The 17,600-nt window shown below is 55.9% G+C and carries 13 protein-coding genes; 10 read left to right on the top strand and 3 right to left on the bottom strand.

Annotated elements, in window-relative coordinates:
- Nucleotide 1 precedes the first annotated feature (1 nt).
- Nucleotides 2-2,629: a DNA mismatch repair protein MutS gene (gene mutS / locus MY069_RS06475; protein WP_482796685.1), complete on the top strand. Its 2,628-nt coding sequence runs from the start codon at nucleotides 2-4 to the stop codon at nucleotides 2,627-2,629.
- Here mutS and MY069_RS06480 read toward each other — a convergent pair.
- The gene (locus tag MY069_RS06480) at nucleotides 2,626-3,609 is read right to left on the bottom strand and encodes a diguanylate cyclase domain-containing protein (protein ID WP_482796254.1); all 984 of its coding nucleotides are present in this window, start codon (nucleotides 3,607-3,609) and stop codon (nucleotides 2,626-2,628) included. The genes mutS and MY069_RS06480 overlap by 4 nt on opposite strands.
- Before the next feature lie 346 nt (nucleotides 3,610-3,955).
- Here MY069_RS06480 and MY069_RS06485 point away from each other — a divergent pair, with 346 nt between their 5' ends.
- The 6 genes from MY069_RS06485 to dacB all read left to right on the top strand — a co-directional run bounded on the left by MY069_RS06485 (nucleotide 3,956) and on the right by dacB (nucleotide 10,977).
- Nucleotides 3,956-4,732, top strand: coding sequence for an enoyl-CoA hydratase (locus tag MY069_RS06485; RefSeq protein ID WP_482796255.1), 777 nt, complete (start codon nucleotides 3,956-3,958; stop codon nucleotides 4,730-4,732).
- 132 nt (nucleotides 4,733-4,864) lie between these two features.
- Entirely contained in the window at nucleotides 4,865-5,128 is a 264-nt protein-coding gene (gene rpsT, locus MY069_RS06490) for a 30S ribosomal protein S20 (RefSeq protein ID WP_482796256.1), read from the top strand.
- 446 nt (nucleotides 5,129-5,574) lie between these two features.
- Nucleotides 5,575-7,041, top strand: coding sequence for a DnaA ATPase domain-containing protein (locus MY069_RS06495; RefSeq protein ID WP_482796257.1), 1,467 nt, complete (start codon nucleotides 5,575-5,577; stop codon nucleotides 7,039-7,041).
- Between the two features lie 147 nt (nucleotides 7,042-7,188).
- Nucleotides 7,189-8,307 carry a DNA polymerase III subunit beta gene (gene dnaN, locus MY069_RS06500; protein ID WP_482796258.1) on the top strand — a complete coding sequence of 373 codons (1,119 nt, stop codon included), beginning with the start codon at nucleotides 7,189-7,191 and terminating at the stop codon, nucleotides 8,305-8,307.
- Nucleotides 8,307-9,416 (top strand): DNA replication/repair protein RecF, encoded by a 1,110-nt coding sequence (gene recF / locus MY069_RS06505; protein WP_482796259.1) that lies wholly within the window; start codon nucleotides 8,307-8,309, stop codon nucleotides 9,414-9,416. Before dnaN ends, recF begins: the two co-directional genes overlap by 1 nt.
- Nucleotides 9,417-9,489: 73 nt before the next feature.
- Nucleotides 9,490-10,977 (top strand): D-alanyl-D-alanine carboxypeptidase/D-alanyl-D-alanine endopeptidase, encoded by a 1,488-nt coding sequence (gene dacB / locus MY069_RS06510; protein ID WP_482796260.1) that lies wholly within the window; start codon nucleotides 9,490-9,492, stop codon nucleotides 10,975-10,977.
- On the opposite strand, the gene MY069_RS06515 is transcribed toward dacB, so the two are convergent.
- A complete protein-coding gene (locus tag MY069_RS06515; protein WP_482796261.1) occupies nucleotides 10,971-11,912 on the bottom strand; it encodes an alpha/beta fold hydrolase in 942 nt (313 codons plus the stop codon). The genes dacB and MY069_RS06515 overlap by 7 nt on opposite strands.
- Before the next feature lie 213 nt (nucleotides 11,913-12,125).
- On the opposite strand from MY069_RS06515, the gene gyrB reads away from it, so the two are divergent.
- Nucleotides 12,126-14,549, top strand: coding sequence for a DNA topoisomerase (ATP-hydrolyzing) subunit B (gene gyrB, locus MY069_RS06520; RefSeq protein ID WP_482796262.1), 2,424 nt, complete (start codon nucleotides 12,126-12,128; stop codon nucleotides 14,547-14,549).
- Here the strand turns inward: gyrB and MY069_RS06525 are convergent.
- Nucleotides 14,546-15,925, bottom strand: a complete 1,380-nt coding sequence (locus tag MY069_RS06525) for a cytochrome P450 (RefSeq protein WP_482796263.1) — start codon at nucleotides 15,923-15,925, stop codon at nucleotides 14,546-14,548. The genes gyrB and MY069_RS06525 overlap by 4 nt on opposite strands.
- 283 nt (nucleotides 15,926-16,208) lie before the next feature.
- Here MY069_RS06525 and MY069_RS06530 point away from each other — a divergent pair, with 283 nt between their 5' ends.
- Both MY069_RS06530 and MY069_RS06535 read left to right on the top strand, forming a co-directional pair.
- Entirely contained in the window at nucleotides 16,209-16,622 is a 414-nt protein-coding gene (locus MY069_RS06530) for a hypothetical protein (protein ID WP_482796264.1), read from the top strand.
- A 22-nt stretch (nucleotides 16,623-16,644) separates the two neighbouring features.
- Complete coding sequence (locus tag MY069_RS06535) at nucleotides 16,645-17,598, top strand: DMT family transporter (protein ID WP_482796265.1); 954 nt, start codon at nucleotides 16,645-16,647, stop codon at nucleotides 17,596-17,598.
- Nucleotides 17,599-17,600: the final 2 nt, after the last annotated feature.

The following is a 17,600-nucleotide window of genomic DNA, read 5'->3' on the forward strand; positions in this document are numbered from 1 at the left end:
CATGGCGCAATATCTCGCCATTAAAGCGCGTCATGAGGATGCACTTCTGTTTTTTCGGATGGGCGACTTTTATGAATTGTTCTTTGAAGACGCTGTTCGCGCCGCCGAGATTTTAGACATCACGCTGACCTCACGGGGCGAACATGATGGCGAACCGATCCCCATGGCAGGCGTGCCCTATCACGCTGCAGAGGGGTATCTTGCGCGCTTGATCAAATCCGGAGAGCGGGTCGCCGTCTGTGAACAGACCGAAAGCCCCGCCGAAGCCAAAAAGCGGGGCTCAAAAGCGATCGTCAATCGCGAAATTGTGCGTATCGTGACCCCTGGTACGATTACCGAAGAGAGCCTGCTCCCCGCACGCCAAGCCCAGGCGCTTGTTGCGGTGGTGTTTGGCGCAGGTGGTGCCGACGCAGCATTGGCGGCCTGTGACGTCTCAACCGGATATTTTGAAGTGCTGGCTTTCGCACCTGAGGTTTTATCGGAAACCCTTGGCGCCTTGCCGATCCGGGAATTGCTGATCACGGAACGCGACGCAGAACGGCCATTGATTGGCATTGCCAACGAGGCGCTAAAACTGCCGCTCACCTATCGCCCAAACAGCGCCGCCTCGGCAAAGTCCGGAGAGCGCCTGCTAAAGGACGCCTTCAAAGTCGCGGCGCTTGATGCTTTTGGAAGCTTCTCAAAGAGCGAGCTTAGCGCATGCGGCTTGCTCCTCGACTATCTCTCGCTGACGCAAGCAGGTGCTGACATCCGGCTCGATCCGCCCAAGCGGAACGCGAAGTCGAGCGCGCTCAGCATCGATCCAGCCACGCGCGCGAGCCTGGAGATCGACATTGCCCTAAACGGCGCGCGGCAAGGCACGCTGCTCGACACTGTGGATCGCACCCTGACCTCGCCCGGCGCGCGGCTTTTGGCCTCCCGGCTAGCGCGGCCCGAAACCGATCCAGGCGTGATCACAGAGCGCTATGACTCGGTTGAGTACTTCCTCGCCAATGAACACTTGCGAGAGGCCATCCGCAAGCGCCTGAAAAGCGCACCGGACTTAGAGCGTGCCCGCTCTCGCATTCGATTGGGGCGCGGCGGACCTCGGGATCTGGCTGCGATTGGGGCAGCGCTAAAGGCGGGTGAAGCCGCTGTCGCTGAAACCGCGCGTGCCCAAACCAATCCACCCGGCCTGATCGAGGCCGCATTGGCGGCGCTCACCCTGTCCAATCAGCCCGATCTTGCGGCCCTGACCTCTGATCTGACACAGGCGCTCAGCGACGATCTCCCGACGCTCGCGCGCGATGGCGGATTTGTGGCCGATGGTTGGGACGCCGCGCTCGATGAAGCCCGGTCGCTCAAATCTGATAGCCGTCAGATCATCGCTGAACTGCAATCGCGATATGCAGAGCAAACCGGCATCGGCGCGTTAAAAATCAAATTCAATAATGTGCTCGGTTATTTCATTGATGTGCCAGCGCGTCACGCCGATCCGATGATGCAAGCGCCACTGGCTGAGACCTTCATTCATCGTCAGACCCTGGCTTCAAATGTCCGCTTCTCAACCGCGGAACTGTCCGAGTTGGCGGGCAAAATTTCGCGCGCAGATGATATTGCGAAGGGACGCGAGCTCGCGGTGTTCGAGGCATTCTGCCAACGGATTGAAACACTTTCCGATCCGCTCAATGCCGCCGCGCTCGCACTCGCCGAGCTTGATACAGCCAACGCGAACGCCGAATGGGCGCATGAATGCCAAGCGGTTCGCCCAACACTTGCGAGTGACCCCGTCTTCCGTGCCGAAGGCTTACGTCACCCCGTGGTGGAGGCCGCCCTTCGCAAACAAGGCGATGGCTTTACCGCAAATGACACTTTGCTCGATGCGACAGGCTCAGACGGCCCGCGCTTAGCGCTGGTCACAGGCCCCAACATGGCCGGTAAATCAACCTATTTGCGGCAAGCCTGCCTGGCCGTAATTCTGGCTCAGGCAGGACTATATGTTCCGGCGCGCCAGTTAACGCTCGGGCTTGCGGACCGCGTGTTTTCTCGCGTCGGCGCCAGTGACGATCTCTCGCGTGGGCGCTCGACCTTTATGGTCGAAATGGTCGAAACCGCCGCCATCCTGACCCAAGCCACAGAACAGTCCTTCGTCATCTTAGATGAAGTGGGACGAGGGACGTCCACTTATGATGGCCTCGCCATTGCCTGGGCTGCGGTTGAGCATTTGCACAATACGAATAAATGCCGAGCTCTGTTCGCGACGCATTATCATGAGCTGACAGGGCTCGCTGAGGAGTTGCCCGCCGCCACCAATCTTTCTCTCCGCGCCAAAGAATGGAAAGACGAGCTCGTCTTCCTACACGATGTTCATCCAGGGCCTGCAGACCGGTCTTACGGCGTACAAGTTGCCAAACTCGCGGGCTTGCCCGGGCGCGCGGTGCGCCGAGCCGAGCAGGTTTTAAAGAAACTAGAAGCCGCGCCTGACGCGGTTGAAACACTCCCGCTATTCGCGGCCGCGATTGATGAGACCGAGGCCAGCGATCAGGTCGACCCGCACCCCGCGATCGATCTATTGGACACGATTGATCCCGACGCGCTAACCCCGCGCGACGCGTTGGATCTGATCTATCGCCTCAAAAACAGTCTCTAGGCGGCTTGTTGGTTCTTCAGGTCGAACTTAATCGTATTCTGATCTGAAGACTTGCCCTGCTGGGCCTGTTCGGTGGCGAGTTTGATGAGATCGTCGGGTTCAATGCCCGGGCGCAAAGATGAGCCGCCAATCGAACATTTTATGTAACCGACCAGCGTATCGCTCGGTTTCTTCATGAGCTTAAAGATATCGAGCTCATCTGTTATTGCGCGCGCGACTTTGCTGGCATCCCCATAGGCCGATCGCGGAAGGACAATGGCAAAGACGGTGCCGGAGAACCGGGCGCAGACACCTTTATCGCCCGTCGCTTTGGCGATGATCTCCGAAACGGATTTGACGATGAATTCTGATATATCCATGCCCGCACTCTCATTCAGAGCTTGAACATTTTTCAGGCTGAGAACGAGCACTGTCAGCGAATAGCCATTGGCGAGCGCCTCGCTCGATTTCTCTTCAAGAAGGCTGACAAAGCTTTGGCGATTGATCAGTTCAGTAACGGTGTCGCGCATCAGGTTTTCGCGAAGTTTCCCGACTCTTGAACTGAGCTTAGAGATTTCCCCGTGCGTGCTTTGTAGCGCGGTCTGAACCCCTAGCGCAGACTTTTTAGACGCTTCGCCTTGTTCAATGATGCCTTCAATTGCGCCAACGATCTGTTCGCGCGTGGAATCGAATGGAAGCTGTTGCTTGGCCCGGTTCAAGGATGAGACATATTCATCCGTGCTTGAGATCGCTTCGGTAACCAGCGATTGTGCGCCTGCAACTTTGTCCTCAATCGCCCGGCTAATCGTTTCCAAACTGTGCTCGCTCGCGGCACGGTCTTTCAGGTGAGCATCGAACAGCTGGTGGATTTCAACCGCGCTAATCCCGCCATTCTCTGCGAGGATTTCATCGAGCTCCTCATTCAGCGATGGATGGCTTTGGGCGGCATATGTATACCAGACCGAATAGGCTTTTGGTTCTGCTAAACTTCGGTGTTGCATAATCAGTTTAAACGCCGCTTGCCCGGTCTCTAATAAAATAGATCGAGGCGACTTTATTTTACGAGTCGAAGCTGAATTAGATTTAGGATCATTTATCATTCTGATTCCAGTCCACGTTCTAATTGATTAATACTTCTATCAACCTAGTGTTGAGCGGCTTTTAACCCTTTCCTTAGATTTGGAGGCCGGCGCAGTAACCAAGCATTAAGATCCTGGGCCGACTGCTCACGATTGCCAGTCTGACTCGCGCTATCGACGCTTAGCCCAATATAATCTACACCGACCGAAGAATGGGTTGCCGCCAAAAGCGGTAGACTTGGGCAAAATAAGGATAGCTGGGATTTCCATGGCCTACGAAACACTCTTAACCGAGGTCGATGGCGCAGTGGCGGTCATCACTTTGAACCGTCCAGACGCAATGAATGCTTTTAATAACCAACTCATGGATGAGTTGACCGCGGCGCTTGACCGGTTTGACACCGACCCTGAAATTGGCTGCATCGTGATCACTGGCTCCAAAAAGGCCTTTGCCGCAGGCGCCGATATTAAAGAGATGCGCGAGCTTTCTTATATGGAAGCTTATTATCGCGACTTCATTACCAGCAATTGGGAACGCGCCGCGCGGACGCGAAAGCCGCTCGTCGCCGCCGTCAACGGCTATGCGCTTGGCGGTGGATGCGAGCTTGCGATGATGTGCGATTTCATTCTGGCGGGCGAGAAGGCGAAGTTTGGTCAGCCAGAAATCACAATCGGCGTCTCACCTGGCGCAGGCGGCACGCAGCGCCTGACGCGCTTTGCGGGCAAGTCAAAGGCAATGGAAATGTGCCTGACGGGCCGCATGATGGATGCCGAAGAAGCTGAGCGCTGCGGCCTTGTTTCACGGGTCTTGCCCGTCGATGATTTGGTTGAAGAAGCCAAAGCCGTCGCCAAAAAGATTGCGTCAATGCCGCGCGCGGCGGCGATGCTGACCAAAGAAATGGTCAATGCCGCTTACGAAACCCCGCTCAGCCAGGGCGTGATGTTCGAACGCCGGCTGTTTCATTCGCTGTTCGCGACTGAGGATCAGAAAGAAGGCATGGAAGCCTTTGTTGAAAAGCGTCAGGCGCATTTCAAAAATCAATAGGCGCCACCTTTCAGCCGCATATTAAAAGAGTCAGCAGATTCTACACGAACACCGCATGCAGCGGTTGACGCAGCGAGGTGCATTCTGTACTTAGCGCCTCTTCGCCAGATAGGGCGACCAAAGGAGTTTTAGATGGCGAACACGAAATCAGCCAAAAAGATGGTGCGCAAAATCGCAACGCGCACCGAAGTGAACAAAGCGCGCCGCTCTCGGATGCGCTCATTTGTTCGCAAAGTTGAAGAAGCGATTGAGTCCGGTGACAAAGCCGCCGCTTCTGAGGCCTTGAAAGCAGCGCAGCCAGAAATTATGCGCGCAGCTGGTAAAGGCGTCATTCACAAGAATACGTCATCGCGCAAAGTTTCGCGTCTTTCTGCACGCGTCAAAGCGATGGCCTAAGCGGTTTTTTAGCCGTTTCTATACTGATAGAATTGCATAGCCCGCTGGCCTCGCCATGCGGGCTTTTCATTTGCGTTCGTGTCGAAAATTACCCAGTGTCTCATTATTGAAAAATCCACAGGGAAAGCGCGTTTTTAGCGTTGACAGAACAAAGCTTGAATACACTGTCACCGCAATAGGTTGAAACCTGTCAAGCCGATCTTTTTTTCCTTTTTTTTGTGTGATTCTTCAAGGGCTTTCGACGAGTCAACCGGGACTCTCACGAGCATGATAGGGTTTCTTCAGTTGCCACGAAAATCCGTCTCTGGTTAACTATCTTTATCGACGGAATGTCCTCTGTGCACAGCGTATTTGGGGCAGGTTTGTAAAAGCCTGATCAGAGGGCGTGTCTGTTCCGTTCGGTCACCAAGATGAACAAAAAAAGAATTCTAAGAAAGGAACATCTGATGGGGCTGACGCATGGGGTTGATGGGCAGAAGGCTGCACCCAAAACGGGAGACACCGTTGCTCATCAAGGTGCAAAAGCAATCTGGTCGAAATCGCTCGAAGCTGTCGAAGCGGAAACCAAGCCAGGCAACGCGCAGCAATGGCTGACCGCCATTCGCTTTGTCGCGGAAGTTAATAAGTCAATTGTGATTGCGGCACCTGATCAACTCACCCTTGATCGTGTAACATCGGATTTCGCGCGGCCACTGCAACAAGCGTGGCTGAAGCTGGATCCGAAAAACCGCCGATTGAAGTTTGAGCTTTGGGGCCGGGTCCCTGAAGACGTCCGCGATGTAGTGGGCGACCCTTGGCTGAGCGAAGACGCGCAGGCTGTTGCCGAAACGGATGATGTCCAGGCTGAGTATGAAGCTTTGGATCTCGACCACGCGATGACATTCGCGACGCTGGTCTCAGGTCCGTCCAACGCACGCGCCGTCGGTCTCGGCAAACGCCTCGCAAAAGGCGCGCCAATTCCAGCTGGCGTGATTGTCATCTATGGCCAGCCCGGCACTGGCAAAACCCACATTCTCAAGGCGATTGAAGCTGATGCGCAATTGCGCGGAGACAAGCGCCGTCTCGCTTATATTTCTGCCGAAGAATTCATGACCCGGTTTGTGAATGACTCGCGGTCTGGCGATACCAGCGCGCTGCAAGCCTATGTGAAGCAGAACGATCTTCTATTGATTGACGATCTGCATTGGATCGCTGGCAAAGCGAAAACCGACAAAGCCTTCTTTGGCGCGCTGCGGGCGGTCACCTCTATGGGCGGCCATGTGATCATCACGGCTGATGCGGCGCCGGGCGACATGGTCGGTCTGTCAAAAGAGCTCGCCGGTGAGATCAAAGGCGCGGCCTCTGTCGAAGTCGCGATGCCAGACAATGAAATGCGCAAAGCGATTATTCGCCGGCATGTCGACCTGATCGCAAAAGACACACCGAATTTCGCGCTCACAGATGCGATGGTTGAGCGCATCATCGCCACTGTGCGCGGCGCCGGACGTGAGCTATGCGGTGTCCTCTGGAGCCTGCAGCTCGAAACCGGCTATGGCGAACTTGCCCCAACGCCAGAAATGCTGGAAACCGTCATCCGCCGCATCGCGGGTGAGCCGCGGACGCCGACGCTCGATGACATTAAGCGCACTTGTATGGATCTCTATCGGATTTCAAAAACCGACATTGAGAGCGCCAGTAAAGTCCGCACAATTTGCCATCCGCGCCAGGTCGCCATGTATCTGTCGCGCGTGATGACCGATAAGTCATTCCCGCAGATTGCGACAGCTTACAAAAAGAAAGATCACACAACCGTTCTTCACGCCTATCGCAAAGTCAAAAAGGCGCTCGACAAAGGCGATCGCGACATGGGCGAGGAAATCGAACGGGTCAAAAATGCTGTCTTCGATCGCCTCGCTGGCCACGATCAAGCCTGATCCACAGCCCGAGGCTGACAAAGACTTGCATTTGGCTGGAAATTCGTGACTTTAGCGGCCCGCTCCCGAAAAGGAGCGGGCTGATTCGTTGATGCGGGACAAGAAAACACGTGGGCAAGACCGGATTACCGGCAAAGGGATGATGAGATGAAACTGACGATCGAACGCGGCGCGCTTTTGAATGCGCTTGGACATGTCCAAAACGTCGTGGAACGCCGGAACACGATCCCGATCCTGTCCAATATCTTGATTGACGCAAAGGGTGGCGAAGTGAAGTTCACCGCAACCGATCTTGATATTGAGGCCGTCGATCACGCAGACGCAAAGATCGATGATGAAGGCGCGGTGACCGCGCCAGCCGGAACGCTGTTTGATGTCATCCGCAAGCTGCCCACCGGCGCTGATGTTGAGCTGGAACTAAATCCGGAGAACCGCCAGCTCGCCATTCGGTCAGGCCGGTCAAAATTCTCTCTCCCGACCCTACCCGCTGGCGACTTTCAAACCATGACGCCGGATGAGGACGCCACCGAGTTCGACCTCGAAGCCGCAAACCTCCGCCGCCTAATTGATAAAACCCGGTTCGCTATCTCGACCGAAGAGACGCGCTATTATTTGAACGGCGTCTATCTGCATACTGCCGACACGGATGCAGGTAAGAAATTGCGCACCGTTGCCACTGATGGCCACCGCCTGGCCTTGTCAGAAACGGACGCCCCAAAAGGGGCAGAAGCGCTGGAAGGCGTGATCGTACCGCGCAAAGCAGTGGGCGAAGTGCGCCGCCTGATCGATAGCGAAGATGGCGACGTTTCGGTCTCTGTATCAGACACCAAAATCGTCTTCAAATCCGGCCGCGCGCAGCTGACCTCCAAACTGATCGATGGCTCGTTTCCAGACTATGCGCGCGTAATCCCAAAAGGGAATGCCAAGGCGCTGATCATCGACAATAAATTATTTGAAGCCGCCGTGGACCGCGTCGCTACCGTGTCTGCCGAGCGATCACGTTCAATCAAGCTGTCGCTTGCTGAGGGCCGTTTGACACTCGCCGTGAACAGCGCCGAAACCGGCCAAGGGCACGAAGAAATCGAGTGCGACTATCAAGAAGACGAAATGGATATTGGCTTTAACGCGAAATACCTGCTCGACGTAACGGCCCAAATCGAAGCCGAAGATGCCCGCTTCCTGTTCAATGATCCCGCCTCACCGGCCCTGGTTCTCGATCCCGGTGATGAGAGCGCACAATATGTGTTGATGCCGCTAAGGGTCTAGTGACCGCTCTAACTCGCCTTCGTCTGACTGACTTTCGTAGTCACGCCGCACTCGATCTTAAACTGGATGCGCGCCCCGTTTGCCTCTGGGGCTCGAACGGTGCAGGCAAGACTAATGTGCTAGAGGCGATCAGCCAGCTCGGGCCTGGCCGAGGACTGCGCGCAGCCGCCCTTCCCGACATGACGCGCCACACGGGTGAGAATGGCTGGACCATTTCTGCAACGCTTGATGATGAGCGCAAAATTGGCGTCGGCCTAGAGCGCGGCGCGACGGGGAACAAGCGAACCATTCGGCTTGATGGCGCTCCAGCCACAGCGACGGATCTCGCCGATCTGATCCGCATAGTCTGGCTCACGCCCGCCATGGACAGCGTGTTCCGCGGCGGGGCGAGCGAACGGCGGCGCTTCTTTGATCGGCAAGTCATGGCCCATATTCCTGGCCATGGCAGCGTCTCCAGCCGCTATGAAAAAGCCATGCGCGAACGCAATGCCTTGCTTGAGCGCGGGCGCGTGGACCCGGCCTGGGCCGACGCAATTGAGGGCCGTATGGCCGAAGCGGGCGCCCTGATAGCCAGCCATCGCGCGCGCGTGCTGACGGCCCTGCAAGACGGTATCAATGCCCGGCCTGAAGGCTATTTCCCGAAAGGCGATCTCGCGCTGGAGGGCGAGGCTGAACGATTGGCGAGCGAAGGCGCTAGCCTGTTCGATATTCAAGACTTAATCGCCGAATCCCTCGTCAAAGGCCGTTATCGTGATCAAGCCGCCGGTCGCACACTGTCTGGTCCTCATCGAACCGACCTCACGGTGATCCACCGCCCCACCGGCGCACCCGCAAGCGAGGCATCGACCGGTCAACAGAAAGCGCTCCTGATCGGCTTAATCCTCGCTAGCGCCCGCGCGCTGTCCGAAGATGGCGACGGCCCGAGCCCGCTCATCTTGCTTGACGAAGCCGCCGCACATTTGGACCGCGACCGCCGCGCCGCCTTGTTCGATGAGCTGATCGAGCTGGGTGGACAGGCATGGCTCACAGGCACCGAAGAATTCCTGTTCGAGGCGTTTGGGGACCGCGCGCAACGCGTCGAAATCCAAGCAGAGGCAGATGCGGTCTAATCCAGGTCGATTTGCTTGCTGACAGAGGCCCCGGCCCCGCCTAACTTGCCGCCAGCATCGATTGAGGCCTCTCATGCATAAATGTGTTCTCAGCATCCTCGGGCTTTCGCTCATCGCCGTCACAGGGTGCGCGAGTACGCTGCAAAGCGATGTTGAGGCCGCGCTCTATAATCCAGATCATACCGGCATTCGTTGGGGATTGGTCCTCGCTGATCTCAGCGGAGAGGAATTGCTCGCCATCAAAGCCGATGATCGGTTCACGCCCGCCTCGAACACGAAAATCATCACGACCATGGCCGCCTATCATCATCTCGAGGCGCTTCAGGCACCTGCCAATAATCCCGGCACGCAAGTTTTTGTTGAACAAGACCACGGAGATGCCGCCCCTCGCCTGATCCTCAAAGGTGGCGGGGATGCCATGCTGAAGGACGCCCCTGATTGCGAAACCACTTGCCTATCCGCCCTCGCAGACCAGGTCGCAGGCTGGGGACTTGAAGAGATCAGCGCGGTGGTCGGTGATGATACGCTGTTTCCATTCGAGCGTTGGGGACCGGGCTGGAGCCAAGAAGACCTGACCTTCTATTATGGCACAGCGATTTCTGCGCTTAGCGTGAACGATAATTTGGTTTGGATAGACATCGCGCCAAGCGACACACCGGGAACGCTCGCCAGCGTTACTTGGCAAGACGGCAATGACTATTTTGCGCTCAACAATCAGCTTCAGACCGCGCCCGTAGGCAGTCCCTGGGCGATGCGGATCGAGCGCTTACCCGGAGCCGATACCGTGCGGGTCTATGGCGAAATACCCGCAGGCGCCGCGGCGCGCACGTATCGGCTGGCGATTGATAATCCTGCGGAATACACCGCCTGGCGGTTCAAGAACTTGCTTACCGCCAGAGGAATATCCGTCGGCGCGATCGAGACCCGGCACCGGCCCCTCGCGCTGATCGATGAGGCGCCTGGCCCAGACGACGAGATCGCACCAGCGGATTTGGCGATACACTCCGCTGCGCGTTCAGCAGCTGCAATCCTTCCGCCCGCGCCGCTCACAGAAAGCCTCAAACGAATATCAAAGGACAGCGAGAATCTTCATGCGGATCTGGCGGTGCGCCGGCTGGGCCTGCTTGAGGGAACGGGATCGCGCGACTATGGCGTGGCCGTTTTAAACGCATTTCTCGAAGAGGCTGGGCTACCAGAGACGGGATATGCGCTGCAGGGCGGCTCGGGCATGTCGATCTATAATCGGATCAGTCCGCGCAGCATGGTGCAATTGCTCGCCTTCGCTGCCACCCAGCCCTGGTTCGATGACTGGATCGAGGATCAACCGATTAGCGGCGTCGATGGCTCGCTGAAGCGCCGCTTTGTCGGCACGCCGCTTGAGGGGAGAATCTTTGCGAAAACCGGAACGCTGAATGGCGCGAATGCACTGTCGGGCATGATGATCGCTCAGAGTGGCCGCAAGCTTCTCTTCTCAATTATCGCGAATGATCGGCCGACAACCGCCCGGTCCGCCATCCCTGAAATGGATGCCGCTTTGGTCGAAATCGCCGGACGTTATTGAGCCTCTGCCCCGAACCATTCGACCAGCCAAGGATTGATCAGGCTGTGCATCTGATAGTTCAATCCATGCTCGCCGCCCGCAACGATCCGAACATCCGCCTCTGGCATCAATGCCTCTAATTGCGCGGCGCTTGAGACCAACACCGTTGGATCGGCATCGCCGTAAATCGCCAGCGTCGGCACCCCGGTGGCTGCCAGCCGTTCAAACGTCTCCTGGCGTCCTGTCATCGGCATATGGCGCAAAGTGGAGAGCAAGGCTTGCAGATAGCCGCGATACTCGAACTGTTCGGCGACATCGCCTTTTAAGAGGTTCTCCGGCGCCCGCGCTTGCTCATCATATTGAGGATCACCAAGCAGAATGCCTTTCCCGATCATCCGCCAGATCCAGTCGCCGACCAGCGGCGTTCGCAACAAAACAGCTGTCGCTCCATCCGCGCCCGCCGTGTCGAGCCCCGCAGGGACTAAAAGGACCAAACGCTCGACGCGCTCAGGATGCCGCGCCGTAAATTCTGCGACGATCGGGCCGCCCATAGATAAGCCTGCGAGACCAAAGGGCTGATCAATATCCAAACCATCGAGCAGCTCGGTCAGCGCACGGTCGTAAAAATCAACGTCATAGCGAGTGGAAGGACGGTCCGACCAACCACGCCCAAAATGGTCAAAGCGTAGCGTCCGGAATCCCGCCGCATTCAACGCTTCGACATTTTGCTGATAGATGAAGTTTGGTGTCGAAAAGCCGTGCACCAGAACAATTAGTGGCCCAGATTCTGGCCCCTCCAATCGATAGTGAATTTGGCCATCCGTGAGCGTAATGAACTCTCCAGGCGCCTTTGCGCGCGCCTCATCATTCAGGGGCTTCAGCCGCAAATCTGCGATGAGATAGATCGAGATTAAGACGAATAAAATGAGGCCGATACCCCGGATGAGCCACTTCATTTTGATCTCCTGAACACCCAAATTTTGACCTTTTTTAGGGGCTTTTCGCAGGGGCAAGGCCAGGCCAAATGGCAAAGACCAGAACAAAGCCCATAAGGCATTGTTATTATTGCGTTTATATCCCCGAAAAATACCAGCTTCGGATTTCCCTTTTGGGTGTAAATCCCTTATAAATTCAGGGAATTCGACGAATCACTTGCGAGGGTCATTCCTATGACAGATGCGGCCGATAATAATCAAGAATATGGCGCCGACTCGATCAAGGTCTTGAAGGGCCTTGAAGCCGTCCGAAAACGCCCGGGCATGTATATTGGTGACACCGATGATGGCTCGGGTCTGCACCACATGATTTACGAGGTGGTCGACAATGCGATCGACGAAGCCTTGGCCGGGCACGCCGATGAGGTCACCGTTACGCTCCACCCTGACGGCTCGGCTGAGATCACCGATAATGGCCGCGGCATTCCGGTTGGCCAACATGCCACCGAAGGCCGCTCCGCGGCTGAAGTGATCATGACCGAATTGCACGCGGGCGGTAAGTTTGACAGCAATTCCTACAAAGTTTCTGGCGGCCTGCACGGGGTTGGCGTCTCGGTTGTGAACGCGCTTTCGGTTTGGCTCGATCTGACCATTCACCGTGATGGCTCCGAGCATAAAGTTCGCTTCGTCGATGGCGGGCGCACAGAAGCGCCCTTGCAGGTTGTGGGTAGCAGCCCAACCAAAGAAGATGGTTCGCCTTATACCGGCACCGCAGTGCGCTTCCTGGCCAGCCCAGAGACGTTCACGATGACCGTCTATAATCGCAAGACGTTAGAGCACCGCCTGCGCGAGCTCGCTTTTTTGAACTCAGGCGTTCGGATTGTCTTCAAAGACCTGCGCGAAGCTGATCAGTACGAAACTGTGCTCGAATATGCGGGCGGGGTTGCGGCCTTTGTTCAGCATTTGAACGAAACCAAAAACGCCTTGATCCCTGAAACGATTTTCGTCACCGGCGAAAAAGACGGCATCACGGTTGAAGCGGCGCTTGAATGGACAGACGCCTATCATGAGAATGTGCTCTGCTTCACCAATAATATCCCGCAACGCGATGGCGGCACCCACTTGGCTGGTTTCCGCGGCGCACTGACCCGGATTATCAACAAGTACGCAACTGAAACCGGCGCGGCGAAAAAAGAAAAAGTCGACATTACGGGCGATGATGCGCGCGAGGGTTTGACCTGCGTGCTGTCGGTAAAGGTTCCCGACCCGAAATTTAGTTCGCAAACCAAAGACAAGCTGGTGTCTTCAGAAGTCCGCCCTGTGGTCGAAAGCCTGATTGGCGAAAAACTCTCCGAATGGTTTGAAGAGCATCCCAAAGAAGCCCAGCAAGTGATGATGAAAATTGTCGAAGCGGCAGCGGCTCGCGAAGCGGCCCGTAAGGCGCGAGAGCTGACCCGGCGCAAGACGGCGCTCGATATCACCTCCCTGCCGGGAAAGCTCGCCGATTGTCAGGAAAAAGATCCTGCCAAGTCTGAAATCTTCATCGTGGAGGGTGATTCCGCGGGCGGTTCAGCCAAGCAGGGCCGCGATCGGTCAAACCAAGCTATCCTGCCGCTGCGGGGTAAAATCCTAAACGTTGAGCGCGCGCGTTTCGACAAGATGCTGTCTTCTGATCAAGTCGGCACGCTGATTATGGCACTTGGCGCAGGGATTGGCCGAGACGAGTTCAATATTGAAAAACTGCGCTATCATAAGATCGTCATCATGACGGATGCGGACGTTGATGGCGCCCACATCCGGACGCTGTTGCTGACCTTCTTCTATCGGCAAATGCCGGAAGTGATCGAGAACGGCTATCTCTATATCGCGCAGCCCCCGCTCTATAAGGTTTCACGCGGCAAGTCTGAGCGCTATCTCAAAGACGATGATGAACTGAACGCTTATCTCATCGAAGCCGGGACAGAGGGCGAAGTCCTGATCCTCGCCGATGGCACACAAATCGCGTCTGAAGACTTACGGGAACGTGTTCGTGCAGCCTCCCAATTCAAACAAGCTCTGTGGCGTCTATCATTGCGCGCACCTGGCGATATTGTTGAACAGGCGGCGATGGCGGGTGCGTTAGCACCTGGCGCGTCTGACGAAGAAGCCAAAGCGGCGGCGGCCCGCCTCAACATCATCGCAGAAGAAGGCGAAGACACATGGGACGGCCGGTTTGAAGATGGCAATTTGATCCTGTCACGGGAAGTGCGCAGCGTTGAAGAAAAGGCCGTGCTCGACGCGCAATTGCTCAGCAGCGCCGATGCGGCCCGCTTGAACGGCATCGCGCAGAATATTCGCCCTATCTATGTTGAACCGTCTATTCTCAGAAATGAGAAAGCGGGCGAGGTGGCTGTGACCGGGCCGGTGAGCTTGCTTGAAGCGGTGCTGACATCGGGACGGAAGGGACTGAAAATTCAGCGCTATAAAGGCCTCGGCGAAATGAATGCCGATCAGCTCTGGGAAACCACGCTGGACGCCAATGCAAGAACGCTCCTGCAAGTGGAAGTCGATGATGCGCTGGAAGCGGGCGATATGTTCTCGCGCCTGATGGGCGACGTGGTCGAACCTCGCCGCCAGTTCATTCAAGACAATGCGCTGGAAGCTGAAGTCGACGTTTAAGTCGTCTCTAAAGTTTTGACTTGGCTAACGGTTGGGCGCGAATTGCCTTTGCCGTAAAGCGCGACTTTGAGTTTCGAGATGGCATGAACCAAAGCGTTCGGACCATACTTGATGTCGCCGGTGAACTCGATGTTCGGGAAGCGATCAAAGATCTGTTCATAGGCCACGCGCAATTGCATTTGCGCGACCCTTGAGCCGAGGCATTTATGCACGCCATGACCGAACGCGATATGTTTGTCGACATTATCACGCGTCAGGTCGAAGACATCCGGATTTTCAAACACGTCCGGATCACGATTGCCCGCGCCATACCACATCACCACTTTTTCGTCTTTGGCGATGCGTTGACCGTTGAGCTCGAACTCATCCAGCGCTGTGCGGCGCATGTGTTTGACGGGAGAGACCATCCGCAACGCCTCTTCCGACATGCGCGGGATGAGCGACATATCGTTTAAGACCATCGCCCGCTGTTCAGGCCATTCGGTCATCAGTTTGATCGTGCCCGACAGCGAGTTGCGGGTTGTGTCATTGCCAGCAAAAATGATCAACAGCCACGATCCGTCGAGATATTCTTGTGGCAAGAGTTCATCATTCAGCTTGGAATGGGCGATGACGGTGAGGAGATCTTCGCGCGGATTTTTCCGCCGATCGGCCATTACGCGAGCGCCATAGGCGAACATTTCTTCAACGACTTTTTTGAACCGGAACGGGAATAGAGGTTCGCCGAGGAAGGTCCGCCAGGGATTCGCCATGAATTGCGACGCCATTTCCAGATAATGCATCCAGTAAACGATTTTCTGGCGATCTTCTTCATCGACGCCGAGCATTTCGCAGAGCGTGAAGAGCGGCAACTGATTTGAGAACAGTTTGACGAATTCGACTTCCGGCCCGTTGGCTTCTAAATCGTCGAGCAGGTCTTCAACTTTTTGACTGACCCGCTCACGTAACACTTTCACATAGGCTGGGATGAAGAAATCCTTTTGCTGAATCCGCATCTGCATATGTTGCGGCTCATCCATGCTGATCAGATTGTCCATCGCCGCGCGGACAAGGATTTCAGGCTTCCAATGGTCACGTGGCGGGACGGCGAGATTGATACCGCCGCGCTGTGAGGAAAAGACGTCGGGATTAAGCTCAACGGTTTTGATGTCATCATAACGAGAAACCGACCAAAATCTGTCGCCGCCGCGCCCCATTTGAGACCACATGACCGGCGCCTCTTCTCGCATCTGCCGATACAATTCATAGGGATGTCCCCGCACCCACGAATTCGGGTTCCACAATACGAAATCTGATTCCAGCGACGGATAGACCGCTTCATTTGCCGGGTCGACTTGGCCGCCATCGGTTAAAATATCGTCGCTGACCAATTGCATCTTGAGCTCCTCATCTGCGATCGCAGTGTTTCGTCTTTAAGATAGAATAGGAATCGAAACCGGTTTGTCGATCCATCACCTAAGGTCCGGTTGTAAACAGCCCGTCCCGCGATTGATGGACACGCCAGAACATCAAACCCAAAAGCGAACTATGGTCACATAAATTTTATTTCGCGGGCGATGCTGGTTTTACTCCAGAAGCAACATGTTTATGCACTTGAACTGCTAGAAATAGCGGTTTTTTGACTTGTCCAAAATCGTTTTTTGCTGGCATATGTGCGGCATGGGGATAGTAAGTAGCCATAATCAGGATCACGCTGTCTGGACAGGCCGATATTGGCTGAAAGACCGGAACCGAGAAGGCGTGCCTTTCTCGATCTGGATACGCGTCATTGATGGCAAACTGACCGGTACATCGCTTGAACCGAATGTATGGGCTTTGATCGACAATGAAGAGCTCGACGCGACCTTGAGTGGGCATGTCGCGGATGAAGAAATTGCCTTCCTGAAAACCTATACCGCTTTCGAGCATGAGCCCGTCTATTTTGAGGGCGAACTTTCGGACGATGGACGGCGAGTCGTCGGAAAATGGTATTTCGGTTGGCCGCATGAATGGTCCGGTCCGTTTGAAATGACATGCAGCGCCGCAGACGCGACCGTCTCAAAATACCTCGCATCCAAAAACAAACCCGCATAGCCGCCTTCAATATCCACAATCGATGCTGGTCATTCCGCGCGAGACATTCTACAGCGCGGCGATGTCATCTTGGTCTTCTCTCGCGCCGATATTGATTGCGGTCTTTGCCATCGCGATGGGGTCAAGCATTGATGCAATGGTCAAAGCCATTGCCCCGAATGCGGGCCTGCACCATTTATTGGCGTGGCGGTTTCTGTTTGGCGGCATCATCGCTCTTTCGGTATTCCGCATCCAAAAGCGCCCAACACCGAGCTGGTCGTCCATTCGATTTCATACGATGCGCGGCTTGGTGCAGCTCGCCTGCGCCTATACATTCTTCTTTGCGCTGATCCACCTGCCGCTGGCCGTCGCAACGATTATTGGCTTCACTGCTGCACTGATGGTGCCTTTCGTTGCGCGCGCGCTGCTCGGCGAGCGGGTGACACGATTGGCGCTCGTCGCCACCCTGATTGGGTTTACAGGCGCAGTCCTCGCCGTGATGGGGCGCCCCCAAAGCGGGGAAGCGAGTGAGCTTTGGCTGCTAGGCGCGATCAGCTGTTTCCTGGCTGCGTTTTTGTATGCTTTTGGTCTCGTGCTGCTGCGCATGCGCGCCACGCATGAAGATGCCACGACGATTGCGATGTTTACCAATGTCGTGCCCGCCATTGCATTGCTCCCCATCACGTTCGGCCTGTTGGGCCCACCAGACTGGAGCGACATTCCGCTGTTTCTGATGTTCGGTGTGTTGGGTTTTGCAACCTGGTATTTGATGACGCTTGCTTATGCGCGGGCGCCTGCGCAGAGACTGGCACCACTCGAATATTCCGCCCTGATCTGGAGCGGCTTGTTTGGGTCTGTGTTCTTTCAGGAATATCCAGGATGGCAAACCTGGCTGGGGGCTGTTGTGATTATCGCTGCATGTTTGATCGTCGCTTTTGAAGATCGGTTTGCCACTCGCAAAGAGACTGGCCAACCGGTCAGCGATCTACCTGAATAGTT

The organism is Hyphomonas sp. ske169 (genome assembly GCF_056850855.1).

Coding starts and splice junctions, on each gene's coding strand:
- MY069_RS06530 (WP_482796264.1), top strand. CDS start 16,209: ATGGGGATAGTAAGTAGCCATAATCAGGATCACGCTGTCTGGACAGGC.
- rpsT (WP_482796256.1), top strand. CDS start 4,865: ATGGCGAACACGAAATCAGCCAAAAAGATGGTGCGCAAAATCGCAACG.
- mutS (WP_482796685.1), top strand. CDS start 2: ATGGCGCAATATCTCGCCATTAAAGCGCGTCATGAGGATGCACTTCTG.
- MY069_RS06485 (WP_482796255.1), top strand. CDS start 3,956: ATGGCCTACGAAACACTCTTAACCGAGGTCGATGGCGCAGTGGCGGTC.
- MY069_RS06480 (WP_482796254.1), bottom strand. CDS start 3,609: ATGCAACACCGAAGTTTAGCAGAACCAAAAGCCTATTCGGTCTGGTAT.
- gyrB (WP_482796262.1), top strand. CDS start 12,126: ATGACAGATGCGGCCGATAATAATCAAGAATATGGCGCCGACTCGATC.
- MY069_RS06495 (WP_482796257.1), top strand. CDS start 5,575: ATGGGGCTGACGCATGGGGTTGATGGGCAGAAGGCTGCACCCAAAACG.
- MY069_RS06535 (WP_482796265.1), top strand. CDS start 16,645: ATGCTGGTCATTCCGCGCGAGACATTCTACAGCGCGGCGATGTCATCT.
- dnaN (WP_482796258.1), top strand. CDS start 7,189: ATGAAACTGACGATCGAACGCGGCGCGCTTTTGAATGCGCTTGGACAT.
- MY069_RS06525 (WP_482796263.1), bottom strand. CDS start 15,925: ATGCAATTGGTCAGCGACGATATTTTAACCGATGGCGGCCAAGTCGAC.
- dacB (WP_482796260.1), top strand. CDS start 9,490: ATGCATAAATGTGTTCTCAGCATCCTCGGGCTTTCGCTCATCGCCGTC.
- MY069_RS06515 (WP_482796261.1), bottom strand. CDS start 11,912: ATGAAGTGGCTCATCCGGGGTATCGGCCTCATTTTATTCGTCTTAATC.